Below are 16,792 nucleotides of genomic sequence, written 5' to 3'. Positions count from 1 at the left end.
TTGCGACCGAAATAGAAATGATTGAAAGGTACTGTTTCCATTTTTGATCTTGGCGGCGGCGGCGCCGCGGAGGCGAATGCGCGGGGCGAGCCGTTGGCTTCGGTTGACCGCACGCATGGATCGGTCGCCTCCCGTGCGCTTGCGCGACCTCGTCGCGATGCTAAAAGCGATTCCAATAAGAAGGGTTTTGCCATGATCTCACTTGCCGACCTCCAGCGCCGCATCGATGGCGGAGAGCTTTCGCCCGATGCCGCCATCGCGCAGTCGCACGCGGCGATCGAGGCGCGGGAGAAGGAGGTCCATGCCTTCGTCCGCCACGACAAATCGGCAAGAGCGCAAGCCTCCGGCCCGTTGCGCGGCATCGCCGTCGGGATCAAGGACATCATCGACACCGCCAATATGCCGACCGAGATGGGCTCGCAGATCTATCGCGGCTGGCAGCCGCGCTCGGACGCGCCGGTCGTGATGATGCTGAAGCGGGCAGGGGCCACCATCATCGGCAAGACCACCACCACGGCGTTCGCCTCGCGCGATCCTACGGCGACGCTCAATCCGCACAATACCGGCCATTCGCCGGGCGGCTCGTCCTCGGGCTCGGCGGCGGCGGTCGGTGCCGGCATGATCCCGCTGGCGCTGGGCACCCAGACCGGCGGCTCGGTGATCCGGCCCGCCGCCTATTGCGGGACGGCCGCGATCAAGCCGTCGTTCCGGATGCTGCCGACCGTCGGCGTGAAGTGCTATTCGTGGGCGCTCGACACGGTCGGCCTGTTCGGCGCGCGCGCGGAGGATCTCGCGCGCGGACTGCTGGCGATGACCGGTCGCAGCGAATTCTCCGGCATCGTCCCGGCCAAGGCGCCGCGGATCGGCGTGGTCAGGCAGGAGTTCGCCGGCGCTGTCGAGCCGGCGGCCGAGCAGGGGCTGCAAGCCGCGATCAAGGTGGCCGAGCGGGCCGGGGCCAGTGTGCAGACCATCGATCTGCCGGAGTCGGTGCGGGAGGCCTGGCGCATCCATCCCATCATTCAGGATTTCGAGGCACATCGCGCGCTCGCCTGGGAGTTTTCCGAGCATCACGACGAGATCGCGCCGATGCTGCGCGCCAGTCTCGATGCGACGGTCGGGCTGACGCCGAAGGAATATGACGAGGCGCGCCGGACCGGTCGCCGCGGCCGCCGCGAGCTCGGCGAAGTGTTCGAGGGCGTCGACGTGCTCTTGACCTATTCGGCGCCGGGCACGGCGCCGGCCAAGGAACTCGCGAGCACCGGCGACCCCCGCTACAACCGGCTCTGGACGCTGATGGGCAATCCTTGCGTCAACGTGCCGGTGCTGAAGGTCAATGGCCTGCCGATCGGCGTGCAGGTGATCGCGCGCTTCGGCAACGACGCGCATGCGCTTGCGACGGCGTGGTTCCTGGAGGATGCGCTGGCGAAATCAGGCTAGCGCGGGTTCTGCGGAGGCGGGGCGCTGATCGGATGCAGGCGGAGCTGCACTGATCGTTGCGCCTTGCCCGAGCCAGCGCCCGGCGGCTTCGCGACCGCTCCGGTGCAACAGGCGGATGAAACCGCGGCCGAGATCGGCCGAGCTGCGCTGCGCCAGGCCTTCAATCGAGTCTTCCGCCGCGATCGTGGAGAGCCGCAGCGAACATCCGGCGTGCGATTGCGCCCATGCGATCGCCGCGACCTCGGCATTGAGCGCGGCGTTTGCGGTGATCTGGTCGAGCCGGCGGTCGATGGCGGCGAGCGTGATCGGCACGTAGCTGTCGCGGGACGGGGTAAGCTGGACCAGCAGCATGTCGGTCGCCGCCGTCTCCTGCGCCAGCTTCAGCAGTGGCGGATTGCCGCCGAAGCCGCCGTCCCAATAGGCCTCGCCGTCGATCTCGACGGCGCAGTGGACCAGGGGCGGGCAGGTCGAGGCCAGCGCGACGTCGGTCGTGATGGCGTCATTGCGAAAGATCTGCTGCTGCCCGTCGCGGATCCGAGTCGCCGCGATCAGGAGCTTGGGCGATCTCGCCGCGCGCAGCGCCGCGAAATTGATGTCGCGCGACAGCGCCTGCCGCAGCGGATCGAGATCGAACGGATCGAACTGGCCGGAGCGCAGCGTCGGCCCGAACGCGACCGAGCTTCCCGCCGGCGAAAAGCCGCCGACCAGCATCAGCGAGCGGAACGAGGCCTCATGCATCAGGCGGACCCAGAACCGGTTCAGCCGCGAGCGCGCAGCCTCACGGCCGCCCTCGGCGAGGCCGCAAGCGAGCAGCAGCGCATTGACGGCGCCGGCGCTGGCGCCGCTGATCGAGTCGATCTCGATATCGGGCTCTTCCAAGAGCCGCTCCAGCACGCCCCAGGTGAAGGCGGCAAAGGTGCCGCCGCCCTGAAGCGCCAGCGAGAGTTTTCGCGGTGGCCATTGTCTTGAAGGGACCTGATCGCGCGCGACCGGCGCTGCGACGGTCGCGAGTTCGATACGCTGCGGCGTTTGCGCGACGGGAGCGGGCGGCGGCGCTGGCGATCGGACGGCGGCGGGCTCTGGAGCCGGCGGCGGCGAGGGCGCATCGGACCAGATGTCCGTCATGGACAGCAGGCGGCTCGCCGCGGTGCGCGTCGCACCTTGCGAACCGCCGTCGATATGCGCGCCGACAATCTTCTCGCTCATTCTGAGCTACCGCGTAACGCCATGTCCGCAGTCAGGATGACAGGCATGGAACTCGTTCGCCACTCTGGCCACGATTGGCTTTCGAGTTGCGAACAGGATTTGGCATATAATGCGGAAGGGGCGCGGCGGTATTCGTACTTTTTCCCGGCGTTACGCCTTCTCGCCGATCCGGCTTTCCTTGCCCGATTGCAGCCGCTTGATGTTCTCGCGATGCGCGTAGAACAGCAGCAGCGTCAGCACGGCGAACAGCGCAGACAATGCGAGGTGGCCAAACCACCACAGGAAAATTGGCGTGATGAAGGACGCCACCAGCGCCGAGAGCGAGGAATAGCGGGTGGTGAAGGCGGTAGCTAACCAAAGCAGGCAGAACACCAATGCGGCCGGCCAGAACAGGCCGAGCAGGATGCCGATATAGACCGCGACGCCCTTTCCGCCGCGGAACTTGAGCCAGACCGGGAAGAGATGGCCGAGGAAGGCGCCGAGGCCTGCCACCATCGCGGCATTGGGGCCGGCGATGTAGCCGGCGATCACGACCGCCACCGTGCCCTTGAGCGCATCGAGCAAGAGGGTGCCCGCAGCAAGGCTCTTGCGTCCCGTGCGCAGCACATTGGTGGCGCCGATGCTGCCGGAGCCAATCGAGCGGATATCTTGCGTGCCGGCGAGCCTGGTCAGGACCAGCCCGAACGGAATCGAGCCGAGGAGGTAGCCAATGACGAGCGCTACCGGCAAAAAAGCTTCAAGACCCATGGCTGCAAATCCCTTGGCCGCATCTCCATGCTGAACTGCGACGCCACGCATGATTCCGTCCCGATCCGCTGTTGCGGTGCAGGGCGACAGCCAAAACCGTCACCCTAGACATGCTCGTAGACCGTCCGTCCGCCGACAATGGTGCGCACCACGCGGCCTGTAAAGCGGGCCTCGTCGAACGGGGTGTTCTTGCAGGGCGATTTGAGCTCGGCAGGATCGACCACCCAGGGGACGTCGGGGTCGATCACGATCACATCCGCCGGGCTGCCTGTGCGCAGGGTTCCGCCTGGCAGCCCCAGAATCTCGGCCGGCCGGGTCGACATCGCCCGGATCAGCGTCTTCAGGTCCAGCTCGCCATTGTGCATCAGCCGCAGGCCGGCGGGCAGCATGGTCTCAAGGCCGACGGCGCCGGGAGCTGCTTCCGCGAACGGCAGGCGCTTGACCTCGACGTCCTGCGGATTGTGATCGGACATGATGACGTCGATGAGGCCGGAGGCGACGGCTGCGACCAGCGCGCGGCGGTCGTCCTCGGTGCGCAGCGGCGGCGACAGCTTCAGGAACGAGCGGTAGGGCCCGATATCGTTCTCGTTCAGCGCAAGATGGTTGATCGAGGCCGAGGCCGTCACGGCAAGGCCGCCGTCGCGAGCGCGCTTCAGGACCTCGAGCGAGTCGACGCAGGTCAGCGAGGCGGCGTGATAGCGCCCGCCGGTCAGCGCGACGAGGCGCATGTCGCGTTCCAGCATCACGGCTTCCGCTGCGTTCGGAATGCCCATCAGGCCGAGCCGCGAGGCGAACTCGCCCTCGTTCATCACACCTTCGCCGACGAGATCGGGATCTTCGGTGTGATGCACGATCAGCGCGTCGAAATCGCGCGCGTAGGTCAGGGCCCGGCGCATCACCTGGGCGTTGGTGACGCTTCTGTCGCCGTCGCTGAAGGCGATGGCGCCAGCGGCCTTGAGCAGGCCGAACTCGGTCATCTCCTCGCCGCGCATTCCCTTCGTCAGCGCCGCCATCGGCAGAATGTTGACGATTGCGGTGTCGCGGGCGCGGCGCATCACGAAGTCGACGGTCGCGGAATTGTCGATGACAGGCTCGGTCTCGGGCTGGCAGATGATGGTGGTGACGCCGCCGGTCGCCGCCGCCTGGCTCGCCGAAGCAAATGTCTCGCGATGGCTGAAGCCGGGCTCGCCGACGAAGGCGCGCATGTCGATCAGGCCGGGGGCCACGATCTTGCCGGCGCAGTTGACGACGTCGGTGCCCTCGGGGACGCCGGCGGCGCCGATGCCGCGGCGGGTCTCGCGGATGATGCCGTCGGCAATCAGGACATCGCCGGGGCCGTCGAAATCCCTGGAGGGATCGACGACGCGGGCGTTGGCGAGCAGGATGGGACGGCGGTCAGTCAGCATGAGCATCACGCGTTCGGCAAATTGCGGGCGAGCGCTTCGAGCACGGCCATGCGCACCGCCACGCCCATCTCGACCTGTTCGCGGATCAGCGATTGCGCGCCGTCGGCGACCGCGGTGTCGATCTCGACGCCGCGGTTCATCGGGCCGGGATGCATGACAATAGCGTCCGGCTTGGCATAAGCGAGCTTCTTCTGGTCCAGCCCGAAATAGTTGAAATATTCGGAGGTCGACGGCACGAAGGAGCCGTTCATGCGCTCGCGCTGGAGCCGCAGCATCATGACGATGTCGGCGCCGTTGAGCCCCTCGCGCATGTCGCGCGCAACCTCGACGCCCATCCGCTCGATGCCGGGCGGCAGCAGCGTGGAGGGGCCGACGACGCGGACGCGGGCGCCCATGGTGTTGAGCAGGATGATGTTGGAGCGGGCCACACGCGAATGCAGCACGTCGCCGCAGATCGCGACCACCAGGCCCTCGATCCGGCCCTTGTTGCGGCGGATGGTCAGGGCGTCGAGCAGCGCCTGGGTCGGATGCTCGTGCGCGCCGTCGCCAGCATTGATCACGGAACCGTCAACCTTGCGGGCCAGCAGTTCCACCGCGCCCGAGGCGTGATGCCGGACCACCAGGATATCCGGGTGCATGGCGTTGAGCGTCATCGCGGTGTCGACCAGCGTCTCACCCTTCTTGATGGACGAGGAAGACACCGACATGTTCATGACGTCGGCGCCGAGCCGTTTGCCGGCGAGCTCGAACGAGGATTGGGTCCGGGTGGAAGCCTCGAAGAAGAGGTTCACCTGCGTCCGTCCACGCAGGACGGTGCGCTTCTTGTCAACCTGGCGGTTGAGCTCGACATATTCTTCGGACAGGTCGAGCAGGCCGGTGATGTCGGCCACGGAAAGGCCCTCGATGCCCAGCAAATGCCGGTGGCCGAGGACGAAGGTCGATTTCGATGTCATTAAAACGAGAGCTATAGGCGGGGATGGCTGGGGGGGCAAGGGCCAATGCCGGGGCGGGGAGTTATCCCCTGATCTGTCGGTGCAGGCTCATCCTCTCCGTCATGCCCGGGCTTGTCCCGGGCATCCACGTTCTTCTATCGCATTTGACGCAAATGGGCGTGGATGGCCGGGACATAGGCGAGCGGAAGCGACGCCGTCCTTCAGACGGCTATGCCCGGCCATGACGATGTGGAGGCTTCCGTTGAAGACAACTCTGACAGCGCTCTTGGTCGTCGCATTTGTTGGCGATGCCCACGCCCAATCGCTCCCCGGCGGCTTCGCCTATCTGCGCGACATCGATCCAACCATCATCCAGGACATCCGCTACGCCACATCCAACAATTTCGTCGGCCGTCCGCTCGCCGGCTACGGCGCCGGCGAGTGCGTGGTGAAGCGCGAGGTCGGGCTGCGGTTGAAGTCGGTCCAGCAGGACCTCGCCGCGCAAAACCTGTCGCTCAAGATGTTCGACTGCTACCGGCCGGCGCGGGCCTCGCTCGACATGGTCGCATGGTCGCAGAACGGCCGTGAGACGGCCGCCGAGCGGCGCTACAATCCCAGGATACCCAAGACCGAGCTGTTTCGCCTCGGCTATATCGCAAGCCGCTCGCAGCATTCGACGGGCGCGGCGCTCGATCTCACCTTGGTCGATCTCAAAGCCGATAATTCCGGCAAGTATGATCCGTCGAAAACCTATGCCGACTGCACGGCGCCGGTCGAGGCGCGGCCGCCGGAGGGCAGCGTGGACATGGGCACTGGCTACGACTGTACGGACACGAAGGGCCATACCGCAGCACCGTCGATCACACCGGACCAGCGCGCCTGGCGCAAGCGGCTGCTGGCCGCGATGGCGAAGCAAGGCTTTGTGAACTATTCGAAGGAGTGGTGGCATTTTTCCCTGCCGGGGGCAGGCGGTGCGGCCTATGATTTCCCGATCCAGCCGCGAACGAGGTAGAGTTCAATTGAGCCGGAAGCAGCCGCGAGTCGGATCACCTCTCCCAAGGGGAGAGGTCGGCGCGAAGCGCCGGGTGAGGGGATCTGGTCCCTCGGTCGAGCGTAACCCCTCACCCGCGCCTCCGGCGCGACCTCTCCCGTCGGGAGAGGTGGTAGCGCCCGTGCTGAGATAGGCTTGATCGGAAGCGCACATGACCCAGCCCAGCTTCGCAACTCACGAGGTTTTCAACCAATCGCCGCCGTTCGAGGATGTCGATCTGTTCGCCGTGGACCGGCCGCTGGTCGAGGCGGTCAAGGCCAATGGCGGCGCTACGACGGAGCGGGAGCTGTCCGAGTTCGGCAAGCACTGGGGCTCGGCCGCGATGGCCGATCGCGGGCGCGCGGCGAACGAGAACACGCCCAAACTGCGCAGCTTCGACGCCAAGGGCAATCGCCGCGACCAGGTCGAGTTTCATCCCGCCTATCACGAGCTGATGGCGCATAGCGCGCATGCGGGCGTGCACAATTCGACCTGGACGGCGGAGGGGAAGCCTGCGGGCGATGCCGCCGAGGTCATTCGCGCGGCAAAGTTCTACATCGCTTCGCAGGTCGAGACCGGGCATCTCTGTCCCATCACGATGACGCGCGCCTCCGTCGCCGCGCTGGCGATGCAGCCGGATCTGCTGGCGCGCGTGATGCCGGTGCTGTCGACCAGGAGCTACGATCCGACATTCGCGCCGTGGTGGGACAAGCGCGGCATGACGCTCGGCATGGGCATGACCGAGAAGCAGGGCGGCACCGACGTGCGCGCCAACATGACGCGCGCGGTGCGTGACGGCGACGCCTATCGCATCACCGGCCACAAATGGTTCATGTCGGCGCCGATGTGCGACGCGTTCCTGGTGCTGGCGCAGGCCGACGAGGGGCTGACCTGCTTCTTCATGCCGCGCTTTGCGCCCGACGGGTCGGTCAACGCGATCCAGTTCCAGCGCTTGAAGGACAAGCTCGGCAACCGTTCCAATGCGTCCTCCGAGGTCGAGTTCGTCGGCGCTTATGCGCAAGCGGTCGGCGAGGCGGGCAAGGGCATCCGCACCATCATCCAGATGGTGCAGCTGACGCGGCAGGATTGCGCGATTGCCTCCACCGGCCTGGTGCGCTCGGGGCTCGCGCATGCGCTGCATCATGCGCGTCACCGCAGCGTGTTCCAGAAACATCTGGCCGATCAGCCCTTGATGCAGGCGGTGCTGTCGGACATGGCGCTGCATGTGGAGGCCAGCGTCGCCCTGGTGATGCGGCTCTGCCGCGCCTTCGATCGCACCCCGCACGATGCGGCGGAGGCCGCCTATATGCGGCTGCTCACGCCCGCGATCAAATACTGGACCTGCAAGAGCGCGCCCGCCTTCCTCTACGAGGCGATGGAGTGCCTCGGCGGCAACGGCTATGTCGAGGACGGAATTCTGGCGCGCCACTACCGGGAGTCGCCGGTCAACGCGATCTGGGAAGGGTCGGGCAACGTGATGTGCCTCGACGTGCTGCGCGCGCTGTCGCGCGAGCCGGAGGCGGCGATGGCGGTGCTGCAATCGCTTGCCGCCGAGACCAAAGGTCTGCCGGGCGCAGGCGAGGCGGCGGCGTTCATCGGCAAGACCTTCCGCCGCGCCGACGGCGAGCGCGTCGCGCGGCTCGCGGTCGAGAAGCTGGCGCTGCTTGCCGCGGCCGCGGCACTCAACGGCGTGTCGCCGCGCCATGCCGAACTGTTTGCCGCCACGCGCCTCGCCGCGAACCACGCCAGCATGTACGGCGCGGTGGAGCTGGAGAGCAGTGACGTGCGCGCGCTGCTGCAGAGGGCGCTGCCGTGATTTTTTGTTCCGTCATTCCGGGGCGGTCCTCCGGACCGCCCCGGAATGACGGTGATCTTCTAACGAAAGCCCCCTGATGGACTCCCTCAATCCCGAGCATCCGCCACTCACCATGACGCCCGCGGATCACGCGCCGCGCGTCTGGAAGTTCTGGGGCACGGCGCTGTGGGGCCTTCTCATCTTCGTCGCGATGTTCGTCGGCCAGGTCGGGGCGATCCTGCTGCTGGCCGCGCTGCGCGGCCTTCCGATCGATATGGCCTCGATCCAGTCGGTCGGCCGCGAGCCGGCGGCGCTCGCGCTGTCGGTCATCATGGGCCTGCCGGCGACGCTGGCGGCGGTATGGCTTGCCATCCGCATCAAGAAGGCCTCCTTCGTCGACTATCTCGCGCTGCATTGGCCGTCCTGGAAGCAGCTTCTGTTCGGCGTGGTCGGTCTCATCCTGATCGTGGTGGCCTGGGAGACGATGTCGCGAAGCCTCGGCCGCGAGGCGACACCGGGCTTCATGACCGATCTGTTGAAATCGGGCCGCGACAAGGGCGCGGCCATCCTGCTGCTGTTCGCCTTCAGCGTGGCGGCGCCGATGTCGGAAGAGGTACTGGCGCGCGGCTTCCTCTATCGCGGCTGGTCGGCGAGCTTCCTGCGCGTCCCCGGCGCGATCATCCTGTCGTCGCTGGTGTGGACGGTCGTGCATCTTCAGTACGACATGTACTTCCTCGCCGAGGTCTTCACCATCGGCCTGTGGTTCGGCTACATGCGCCATCGCGCCAATTCGCTCTGGCTCACGATCGTGCTGCACGCGCTGAACAACATGACTGCGGTGGTGCTGACGATGTGGCTGGGGGGCTAGGAAGTAGACCCACACTGTCATTGCGAGCGCAGCGAAGCAATCCAGAATCTTTCCGCGGAGGGATTCTGGATTGCTTCGTCGCAAGAGCTCCTCGCAATGACGAGGAGAGGGAGGCGCCCACAATGACGAGCCTCAAGCCACCAGCGCGATCGCGATCGGCATCGTGACCGCCGCCAGGATGGTCTGTAGCGTGATGATCTGTGCCAGCAGCGGCGCATCGCCGCCCATCTGACGGGCCAGCACATAGGCGCTGGGGGAGGTCGGCACCGCTGCACAGATCGCGACGATTGCCAGACTGTTGCCTGATAGCCCGAACCAGGCCGCAAGCGCGAGCGCCAGCACGGGCATCAGGACCAGCTTGAAGGCGACGCCGATCGTCGCGCTCAGGCTGGGATGCAGGAGGCCTTTGAGATGCAGGCCCGCACCGGTGACGAGCAGCCCGATCGCCAGGGATGACCGGCTCAGCGCATCCGCAACCTCATGCCAGATCTTCGGCAGCGGCAGGTGCGTCAGATTGACGACGAGCCCGATCGCGCAGGCCCAGATCAGGGGATTGCGGATCACCGTCGTCACGATCGCGCGTGCGGACTGTCTTTCCGGCGCGGCGTAATGGGCGAGCACGGCGACGCTGAACACGTTGACCAGCGGGATGATCGCGACCATCGCGACGGATGCCAGCGCCAGCCCGACATCGCCGAACATGTTGGCGGAGACGGAGAGCGCCACATAGGTCTGCCAGCGCGTCGCGCCCTGGAAGATCGAGGTGAAGGCCGGCCCGTCGATGTCGAACCGCGCCAGCGCGGGGCGCAGCGCGAGGCAGAGCAGCGACATCGCCAGCGCCGAGAGCAGCAGCGCGCCGCCGACGCCGGCGACTGGCACCTTGGAAAGGTCGGCCTTCACCAGCGTCTGGATCAGCAGCATCGGAAACAGCACGAAATAGGTCAGCCGCTCCAGCCCGTGCCATTGCGTGTCCAGCCGCATCAGGCTGTGCTTCAGCACGCCGCCGAGCACGATGAGGATGAAGACCGGCAGCAGCGCCGCGATCACGACGGCCATGGGGTCAGCCGTTTCCGGCGCGCAAGTTGGCGAGACGGTCGAGCGCGCCCTGCAGGATGAAGATCGCGGCGTGCTCGTCGATCACCTCGGCGCGCTTGGCGCGGCTGACATCCATGCCGATCAACTCGCGTTCGACCGCCGCGGTCGAGAGGCGCTCGTCCCAGAGGCCGATGGGGAGCGTGGTGAGCCCGGCAAGATTGCGGGCGAAGGCGCGGGTCGATTGCGCGCGCGGGCCCTCGCTGCCGTCCATGTTGATGGGCAGGCCAAGCACGAAGCCGACCACCTTGCGCTCAGTGGCGATCGCGAGCAGCCGGGCGGCGTCCTGCTTGAACGCCTTGCGCTGAATGGTCTCGACGCCGGTAGCTAACCGCCGGTCCTGGTTCGACACGGCGACGCCGATGGTCTTGGTGCCCAGATCAAGGCCGATCAACCCGCCGCGTTCGGGCCAGTGGGTTGCAGCATCGACGAGGGGCAGGATAAGAGCCGGCATGGCATCAGCGCATAGCATGCGTCGCGCTGCGGAGTGAACCCGGAACATGGATACGCTGACGCTATTCGGCCTGTTTGCCGTCACCGCGATGCTGGTCACTTACGCCATGGAGGATCGCAGCCACTGGTTCGTGCTGCTGTTCGCGATGTCCTGCGCGCTCGGCTCGGCCTACGGCTTCCTGCAAGGCGCCTGGCCGTTCGGGCTGGTCGAGGCGATCTGGGCGGTGGTGGCGCTCCGGCGCTGGCATCTCAGGCCGCGATGACGTCGTCATCCGTTTTCAGGCAGGCCGCAAAGCCTTGAAGCGCGCTGTATTGATGTCCGGCGCTGCGCTGGATGAAGAGCGTTTCGACGCGCGCGTGCGTGGTGCTCAGCGGGTGGATCGACACGCTGCCGTTCATCGCGCTGCGCTCGACCACCGTGCGCGGCAGCAGCGTCACGCCCATGTCGGCGGCAACGCAGCCGATCATGCCGTCGAGCGTGCCGAGCTCGAAGCGTGCGGCCGACGGCCAGCCGAACTCGACGAAAATCTGCTCAAGCCGCTGGCGATAGGTGCAGCCGGTGCGGAACACCAGCGCCGTCGGACCGGACTCCGGCGTGCCGGCGCGCAGCTCGGCGAGCGAGGCCCAGCGCCGCGCGCTGACCAGCACCAGCTCTTCGCGGAAGGCGCTGGTCGCGGTGAGGTCGGCATGCGCGATGGGACCCGCGACGAAGGCGCCGTCGAGCGTGCCTTCGAGCACGCCAGCGACGAGGTCGGCCGTCGTTGCCGTGCGCAAGGAGAGGCGGACGGCCGGGAAGCGGCGGTGGAAATCGGCGAGCAGCGGCGGCAGCCGCACGGCGGCTGTCGTTTCCATCGAACCGATCGCCAGCGGTCCCTTCGGCTCGCCGTCGTCGCGTGCGGCGAGCATGGCCTCGCGCGACAGCGCGGCCATCCGTTGCGCATAGGGCAGGAGGCGTTTGCCGGCGCCGGTCAGCGTCATGCCGCGGCTGTGGCGTTCGAACAGCGGCGTGCCGATCTCCGCCTCCAGCGCCTTGACGCGCTGGGTGATGTTGGACTGCACTGTGTTGAGTTCCTCGGCAGCGCGGGTGATACCGCCGGTGCGGGCGACCGCGGCGAAGGTCTGGATATCGCTGAGTTCCATGGCGCCGTTTCGTTTTTGAGATGATAGCGTTCGCAACAATTCATTTTTCGAGAATGCTAGTCGCGCTTACCCTCGCTGTCCAGATCGGGGAGAAGCCATGCCCATTACGACGCCGCTGACGAGCTTGCTGGAGATCAGGCATCCGGTGCTGCTGGCGCCGATGGATGTCGTCGCCGGCAGCCGTCTGGTGGCGGCCGTCAGCCGCGCCGGAGGCTTCGGCATTCTGGGCGGCGGCTACGGCGAGAGGGCGTGGCTGGAGCAGGAGACCGCAAAGCTCGCCGGCCTGCGCGCGCCGTTCGGTGTCGGCTTCATCACCTGGAGCCTCGCCAAGCGGCCCGAGTTGCTCGACATTGCGCTCGCCGCCAGACCATCCGCGATCATGCTGTCCTTCGGCGATCCCGCGCCGTTCGCATCCAAGATCAGATCCGCGGGAGCGCACCTGATCTGCCAGGTGCAGGACGAGGCGATGGCGCGGCAGGCGCTCGACGCCGGCGCCGATATCCTGGTCGCGCAGGGCACGGAGGCGGGCGGTCACGGCGCGTCACGCACTACCGTCGATCTCGTGCCTGCCATCGTCGATCTCGCAGCGGGCCGTGTGCCCGTGGTGGCGGCCGGCGGCATCGCCGACGGGCGCGGTCTCGCCGCCATGATGATGCTGGGCGCGAGCGGCGTGCTGCTCGGCACGCGCTTCTATGCGAGCCAGGAGGCCGACGGCGCCGAGGAGGCCAAGCGGCGCATCTGCGCCGCAAGCAGCGGCTCGACCGTGCGCGGCATTATCTTCGACCTGTCACGCAACAACGTCTGGCCGGCGCCGTTTACCGGCCGGTGCCTGGTCAACGACCACGCCAGGCGCTGGATCGGCCGCGAGGTCGAGCTGATGCAGAATGTCGCCACGGTCGCGGCGGAGTATGCCGCGGCAAAGGCGGCCGGCAATTTCGACATCGCCGCGGTGATCGCGGGCGAGGCGGTCGGATTGATTCATGATATTCCACCCGCGGCCGAGCTCGTCGAGCGGATTGCCATCGAAGCCGAGCAACATCTCGCCGGCCGGCGCAACTCGGTTTCTTCTTTTCCTTCTCCCCTTGTGGGAGAAGGTGGCGCGGATGCAATCCGCGCCGGATGAGGGGTCTGTCTCCGCGGATGCAAACCCCTCACCCGTCTCGCCGCTATCGCGGCGATCCACCCTCTCCCACAAGGGGAGAGGGTAAGAACGAGAGAGACACACCATGTGGCCTGACCGTCGACTGATCGACCTCTTCAAGACCGAATTCCCGATCGTGCTGGCGCCGATGGCCGGCGTGATGGATGCGGAGCTGGTGATCGCGGCCGCGCAAGGCGGGGCGCTGGGGTCGCTGCCCTGCGCGATGATCTCGGCGGAGAAGGCGCGCGAGCAGGTTGGTCTCATCCGCCAGCGCGTTAAGGCGCCGGTGAACATGAACTTCTTCTGCCATACGCCGGTCGAGCTCACGACCGAGGCCGAAGCGCGCTGGAAGCAGCGGCTCACGGGCTATTACGCCGAGCATGGCCTCGATCCGGCGGCACCGATCGCCGCGGCCAACCGTGCGCCATTCGACGCGGCCTTTTGCGAAGTCGTCGAGGAGCTGAAGCCGGAAGTCGTCAGCTTCCATTTCGGCCTGCCGGACGCGGCGCTGCTCAAGCGCGTCAAGGCGGCCGGCTGTCTCGTCATCTCCTCCGCCACCACGGTGAAGGAAGCGGTCTGGCTCGAGCAGCGCGGCGCCGACGCCGTGATCGCGCAAGGCGCCGAGGCCGGCGGCCATCGCGGCATGTTCCTGACCGACAAGATTGCCGAGCAGCCCGGCACCTTCGCACTGGTGCCGCAGGTCGCCGATGCCGTGAAGGTGCCGGTCATCGCGGCCGGTGGCATCGCCGACGGGCGCGGCATTGCCGCGGCCATTGCGCTCGGTGCCTCCGGCGTGCAGATCGGCAGCGCGTATCTGCGCTGCCCGGAATCCAAGGTCAGCGCGGGCGGCCGCAAGGCGCTCGCTGAAGCGCGGGACGATTCCACCGTCATCACCAATGTCATGACCGGCCGTCCGGCGCGGGGCGTGCAGAACCGCCTGATGCGCGAGGCCGGCCCGATCTCGCCTGATGCGCCTCCCTTTCCCCATGCCGCGACCGCACTGGGGCCGCTCAAGGCGGCTGCCGAAAAGCAGGGCAGGGTGGATTTCACCAATCTCTGGGCCGGCCAGGCCATCGCCCTGGGCCGCGAGGTCCCCGCGGCCGAATTGACCCGGGATCTGGCCAAATCGGCCTTGGCTCGCCTTAAGGCGCTCGCTGGATAGGGGGAGATAGGCGGGGAGCGCCGGTTGCGGCGCAAAAGCGGCCTCTGCTATACGGCACATAGGTTTTGCCGTGAGAGGCCTTATATAATGTCCGTCGACGCCGCTACCGTCCGCCGCATCGCGCATCTGGCGCGCATTGCGGTTTCCGAGGACGAGGTTCCGCATCTGCAGGGCGAGCTCAATGCCATGCTCGCCTTTGTCGAGCAGCTCTCGGAGGTCAATGTCGAGGGCGTGGAGCCCATGACCTCGGTCACCCCGATGCAGATGAAGAAGCGGCAGGACGTGGTCAACGACGGCGAGATCGACGACGATATCGTTGCCAACGCGCCCGCGACCGAAGGTCACTTCTTCCTGGTGCCGAAGGTCGTCGAGTAAGCCTCTAATTCAGGACGTTGTCCGATGTGCCTGCTTTGCGACGATGAGAAGGCCTACCAGGCCTACATGAACTATCTCGACAAGATGGAGCGGCAGGGCAAGGCTGCCGATCCCAATGTCGCCGTCAATGCCGTGCTCGACGAGATCGAAGCCGCCGCGAAAGCGGCCGCCAAGAAGGACGATCCGGCCAACGACAAAACCCTGTCTCCGTTCTTCTGCAGCCCGATCAATAAATGACCGATTTGACATCGCTGACGCTCGCCGAGGCCCGCAAGGGTCTCGCCGACAAGACTTTCACGTCCCTCGAGCTGACCGACGCGCATCTGAACGCGATCGAAGCCGCGCGCGTGCTCAATGCCTTCGTGATGGAGACGCCGGATCGCGCGCGCGACATGGCGAAGGCCGTAGACGAGAAGATCGCGAAGGGCGAGGGCGGCCCGCTCGCCGGCATCCCGCTCGGCATCAAGGATCTGTTCGCGACCAAGGGCGTGCGCACCACGGCGTGCTCAAAAATCCTTGGCAATTTCGTGCCGACCTACGAGTCCACCGTGACCTCGCAGCTCTGGCGCGACGGCGCCGTGATGCTCGGCAAGCTCAACAATGACGAGTTCGCGATGGGCTCGGCCAACGAGACCTCGTGCTTCGGTCCCGTCGGCAATCCGTGGCGGCGTGACGGCAGCAACACGACGCTGGTGCCGGGCGGCTCGTCCGGTGGTTCGGCCTCGGCCGTGGCGGCGCTGCTGTGCATGGGCGCGACCGCGACCGACACCGGCGGCTCGATCCGCCAGCCGGCGGCGTTCACCGCGACCGTCGGCATCAAGCCGACCTACGGCCGCTGCTCGCGCTGGGGCATCGTCGCCTTTGCCTCCTCGCTCGACCAGGCAGGTCCGATCGCGCGCAGCGTGCGCGACAGCGCGATGCTGCTGCGCTCGATGGCCGGGCACGATCCGAAGGACACGACGTCGGTTGACATCCCCGTGCCGGACTATGAGGCCGCGATCGGCAAGTCCGTGAAGGGCATCAAGATCGGCATCCCCAAGGAGTATCGTCTCGACGGCATGCCGGCCGAGATCGAGAAACTCTGGAGTGAGGGCGCAGCCTGGCTGAAGGCGGCCGGCGCCGAGCTGGTCGAAGTGTCGTTGCCGCACACCAAGTATGCGCTGCCGGCCTATTACATCGTGGCGCCGGCGGAGGCGTCCTCGAACCTCGCGCGCTACGACGGTGTCCGCTACGGCCTGCGCGAGCAGGGCCGTAACATCATCGAGCTGTACGAGAACACCCGCGCCGAGGGCTTTGGCGCGGAAGTGCGCCGCCGCGTCATGATCGGCACCTACGTGCTCTCGGCCGGCTATTACGATGCGTATTACCTGCGTGCCCAGAAGGTGCGCACGCTGATCAAGAAGGATTTTGAGGATTGCTTCGCCAAGGGCGTCAACGCGATCCTGACGCCGGCGACGCCGTCGGCGGCCTTCGGCATCGGCGAGAAGGGCGGCGCCGACCCGGTCGAGATGTATCTCAACGACATCTTCACGGTGACGGTGAACATGGCGGGCCTGCCCGGCATCGCCGTGCCCGCCGGCAAGGACGCGCAGGGCCTGCCGCTCGGCCTGCAATTGATCGGCCGTCCCTTCGACGAGGAGACGCTGTTCTCGCTCGGCGAGGTGATCGAGCAGGCCGCCGGCCGCTTCACGCCTGCGAGGTGGTGGTGAATGTCGCCGCGTTCATCGCGAGCCTCGACGGCGCGGCGCCGGCGCCGGACCTGAACGCGCCGCTCGCCGGTCTCTGGTGGGCGGCGAAGGGCGACTGGGACCGCGCGCACAAGATCGTCCAGGACGAGAGCAGCCGCGAGGCCGCCTGGGTGCATGCGTACCTGCACCGCGTCGAAGGCGATCTCGGCAATGCCGGCTACTGGTATCGCCAGGCCGGCCAGCCCACGGCAAAGGATTCACTGGAGGCGGAGTGGCAGCGGATCGCAACGGCGCTGCTCGAAGCGGGGGGCGCCTGAGCC

Annotated in this window: 18 protein-coding genes; 11 read left to right on the top strand and 7 right to left on the bottom strand. The window is 66.9% G+C overall.

The features are described from left to right. Positions 1–192 precede the first annotated feature (192 nt). On the top strand, positions 193–1,437 hold the full coding sequence (locus BM118_RS39240; RefSeq protein WP_092193282.1) for an amidase: 1,245 nt from the start codon (positions 193–195) through the stop codon (positions 1,435–1,437). On the opposite strand, the gene BM118_RS39235 is transcribed toward BM118_RS39240, so the two are convergent. The 4 genes from BM118_RS39235 to BM118_RS39220 form a co-directional block, all read right to left on the bottom strand. Next, positions 1,429–2,643, bottom strand: coding sequence for a patatin-like phospholipase family protein (locus BM118_RS39235; RefSeq protein WP_092193280.1), 1,215 nt, complete (start codon positions 2,641–2,643; stop codon positions 1,429–1,431). The two genes, BM118_RS39240 and BM118_RS39235, sit on opposite strands and share 9 nt — an antisense overlap. A gap of 150 nt (positions 2,644–2,793) precedes the next feature. Further along, positions 2,794–3,390 carry a glycerol-3-phosphate 1-O-acyltransferase PlsY gene (plsY, locus tag BM118_RS39230; protein WP_092193278.1) on the bottom strand — a complete coding sequence of 199 codons (597 nt, stop codon included), beginning with the start codon at positions 3,388–3,390 and terminating at the stop codon, positions 2,794–2,796. Between the two features lie 104 nt (positions 3,391–3,494). Beyond that, positions 3,495–4,802, bottom strand: a complete 1,308-nt coding sequence (locus BM118_RS39225; RefSeq protein WP_092193276.1) for a dihydroorotase — start codon at positions 4,800–4,802, stop codon at positions 3,495–3,497. Next, entirely contained in the window at positions 4,802–5,749 is a 948-nt protein-coding gene (locus BM118_RS39220) for an aspartate carbamoyltransferase catalytic subunit (protein WP_092193274.1), read from the bottom strand. The genes BM118_RS39225 and BM118_RS39220 overlap by 1 nt, the downstream gene beginning before the upstream one ends. 241 nt (positions 5,750–5,990) lie before the next feature. Between BM118_RS39220 and BM118_RS39215 the strand changes: the two genes are divergently transcribed. The 3 genes from BM118_RS39215 to BM118_RS39205 all read left to right on the top strand — a co-directional run bounded on the left by BM118_RS39215 (position 5,991) and on the right by BM118_RS39205 (position 9,421). Next, positions 5,991–6,740 (top strand): M15 family metallopeptidase, encoded by a 750-nt coding sequence (locus tag BM118_RS39215; RefSeq protein WP_244550343.1) that lies wholly within the window; start codon positions 5,991–5,993, stop codon positions 6,738–6,740. 190 nt (positions 6,741–6,930) lie between these two features. Next, positions 6,931–8,574 carry an acyl-CoA dehydrogenase family protein gene (locus BM118_RS39210; RefSeq protein ID WP_092193270.1) on the top strand — a complete coding sequence of 548 codons (1,644 nt, stop codon included), beginning with the start codon at positions 6,931–6,933 and terminating at the stop codon, positions 8,572–8,574. A 76-nt stretch (positions 8,575–8,650) separates the two neighbouring features. Continuing rightward, a complete protein-coding gene (locus tag BM118_RS39205) occupies positions 8,651–9,421 on the top strand; it encodes a CPBP family intramembrane glutamic endopeptidase (RefSeq protein ID WP_092193268.1) in 771 nt (256 codons plus the stop codon). Between the two features lie 132 nt (positions 9,422–9,553). On the opposite strand, the gene BM118_RS39200 is transcribed toward BM118_RS39205, so the two are convergent. Together BM118_RS39200 and ruvX are read right to left on the bottom strand one after the other, a co-directional pair. Continuing rightward, the gene (locus BM118_RS39200) at positions 9,554–10,477 is read right to left on the bottom strand and encodes an AEC family transporter (protein ID WP_092193266.1); all 924 of its coding nucleotides are present in this window, start codon (positions 10,475–10,477) and stop codon (positions 9,554–9,556) included. A 4-nt stretch (positions 10,478–10,481) separates the two neighbouring features. Next, entirely contained in the window at positions 10,482–10,967 is a 486-nt protein-coding gene (gene ruvX, locus BM118_RS39195) for a Holliday junction resolvase RuvX (RefSeq protein ID WP_177235084.1), read from the bottom strand. A gap of 46 nt (positions 10,968–11,013) precedes the next feature. Here ruvX and BM118_RS39190 point away from each other — a divergent pair, with 46 nt between their 5' ends. Further along, on the top strand, positions 11,014–11,229 hold the full coding sequence (locus BM118_RS39190; protein WP_092193262.1) for a hypothetical protein: 216 nt from the start codon (positions 11,014–11,016) through the stop codon (positions 11,227–11,229). Here BM118_RS39190 and BM118_RS39185 read toward each other — a convergent pair. Next, complete coding sequence (locus BM118_RS39185; protein WP_092193260.1) at positions 11,216–12,106, bottom strand: LysR family transcriptional regulator; 891 nt, start codon at positions 12,104–12,106, stop codon at positions 11,216–11,218. The genes BM118_RS39190 and BM118_RS39185 overlap by 14 nt on opposite strands. 97 nt (positions 12,107–12,203) lie before the next feature. On the opposite strand from BM118_RS39185, the gene BM118_RS39180 reads away from it, so the two are divergent. The 6 genes from BM118_RS39180 to BM118_RS39155 all read left to right on the top strand — a co-directional run bounded on the left by BM118_RS39180 (position 12,204) and on the right by BM118_RS39155 (position 16,789). Further along, the gene (locus BM118_RS39180; RefSeq protein ID WP_092193258.1) at positions 12,204–13,229 is read left to right on the top strand and encodes an NAD(P)H-dependent flavin oxidoreductase; all 1,026 of its coding nucleotides are present in this window, start codon (positions 12,204–12,206) and stop codon (positions 13,227–13,229) included. A 103-nt stretch (positions 13,230–13,332) separates the two neighbouring features. Next, positions 13,333–14,409, top strand: a complete 1,077-nt coding sequence (locus tag BM118_RS39175; protein ID WP_092193256.1) for an NAD(P)H-dependent flavin oxidoreductase — start codon at positions 13,333–13,335, stop codon at positions 14,407–14,409. Between the two features lie 87 nt (positions 14,410–14,496). Continuing rightward, a complete protein-coding gene (gatC, locus tag BM118_RS39170; protein ID WP_092193254.1) occupies positions 14,497–14,784 on the top strand; it encodes an Asp-tRNA(Asn)/Glu-tRNA(Gln) amidotransferase subunit GatC in 288 nt (95 codons plus the stop codon). Positions 14,785–14,808: 24 nt separating this feature from the next. Beyond that, positions 14,809–15,021, top strand: a complete 213-nt coding sequence (locus BM118_RS39165; RefSeq protein WP_027547180.1) for a hypothetical protein — start codon at positions 14,809–14,811, stop codon at positions 15,019–15,021. Beyond that, entirely contained in the window at positions 15,018–16,493 is a 1,476-nt protein-coding gene (gene gatA, locus BM118_RS39160; protein ID WP_092193252.1) for an Asp-tRNA(Asn)/Glu-tRNA(Gln) amidotransferase subunit GatA, read from the top strand. Before BM118_RS39165 ends, gatA begins: the two co-directional genes overlap by 4 nt. Continuing rightward, the gene (locus tag BM118_RS39155; protein WP_092193250.1) at positions 16,484–16,789 is read left to right on the top strand and encodes a hypothetical protein; all 306 of its coding nucleotides are present in this window, start codon (positions 16,484–16,486) and stop codon (positions 16,787–16,789) included. Before gatA ends, BM118_RS39155 begins: the two co-directional genes overlap by 10 nt. The last annotated feature ends 3 nt before the right edge of the window (positions 16,790–16,792 follow it).

Source organism: Bradyrhizobium sp. cf659, from assembly GCF_900113725.1.
Lineage (GTDB): Bacteria > Pseudomonadota > Alphaproteobacteria > Rhizobiales > Xanthobacteraceae > Bradyrhizobium.
The sequence above is the reverse complement of the archived record's forward strand: the minus strand, read 5'-3'. Positions and strand labels throughout refer to the sequence as shown.

What these genes read in the sequence shown, in the direction of transcription:
- BM118_RS39240 (WP_092193282.1), top strand. Translation starts at nt 193, where the DNA reads ATGATCTCACTTGCCGACCTCCAGCGCCGCATCGATGGCGGAGAGCTT.
- BM118_RS39235 (WP_092193280.1), bottom strand. Translation starts at nt 2,643, where the DNA reads ATGAGCGAGAAGATTGTCGGCGCGCATATCGACGGCGGTTCGCAAGGT.
- plsY (WP_092193278.1), bottom strand. Translation starts at nt 3,390, where the DNA reads ATGGGTCTTGAAGCTTTTTTGCCGGTAGCGCTCGTCATTGGCTACCTC.
- BM118_RS39225 (WP_092193276.1), bottom strand. Translation starts at nt 4,802, where the DNA reads ATGCTCATGCTGACTGACCGCCGTCCCATCCTGCTCGCCAACGCCCGC.
- BM118_RS39220 (WP_092193274.1), bottom strand. Translation starts at nt 5,749, where the DNA reads ATGACATCGAAATCGACCTTCGTCCTCGGCCACCGGCATTTGCTGGGC.
- BM118_RS39210 (WP_092193270.1), top strand. Translation starts at nt 6,931, where the DNA reads ATGACCCAGCCCAGCTTCGCAACTCACGAGGTTTTCAACCAATCGCCG.
- BM118_RS39205 (WP_092193268.1), top strand. Translation starts at nt 8,651, where the DNA reads ATGGACTCCCTCAATCCCGAGCATCCGCCACTCACCATGACGCCCGCG.
- BM118_RS39200 (WP_092193266.1), bottom strand. Translation starts at nt 10,477, where the DNA reads ATGGCCGTCGTGATCGCGGCGCTGCTGCCGGTCTTCATCCTCATCGTG.
- ruvX (WP_177235084.1), bottom strand. Translation starts at nt 10,967, where the DNA reads ATGCCGGCTCTTATCCTGCCCCTCGTCGATGCTGCAACCCACTGGCCC.
- BM118_RS39190 (WP_092193262.1), top strand. Translation starts at nt 11,014, where the DNA reads ATGGATACGCTGACGCTATTCGGCCTGTTTGCCGTCACCGCGATGCTG.
- BM118_RS39185 (WP_092193260.1), bottom strand. Translation starts at nt 12,106, where the DNA reads ATGGAACTCAGCGATATCCAGACCTTCGCCGCGGTCGCCCGCACCGGC.
- BM118_RS39180 (WP_092193258.1), top strand. Translation starts at nt 12,204, where the DNA reads ATGCCCATTACGACGCCGCTGACGAGCTTGCTGGAGATCAGGCATCCG.
- BM118_RS39175 (WP_092193256.1), top strand. Translation starts at nt 13,333, where the DNA reads ATGTGGCCTGACCGTCGACTGATCGACCTCTTCAAGACCGAATTCCCG.
- gatC (WP_092193254.1), top strand. Translation starts at nt 14,497, where the DNA reads ATGTCCGTCGACGCCGCTACCGTCCGCCGCATCGCGCATCTGGCGCGC.
- BM118_RS39165 (WP_027547180.1), top strand. Translation starts at nt 14,809, where the DNA reads ATGTGCCTGCTTTGCGACGATGAGAAGGCCTACCAGGCCTACATGAAC.
- gatA (WP_092193252.1), top strand. Translation starts at nt 15,018, where the DNA reads ATGACCGATTTGACATCGCTGACGCTCGCCGAGGCCCGCAAGGGTCTC.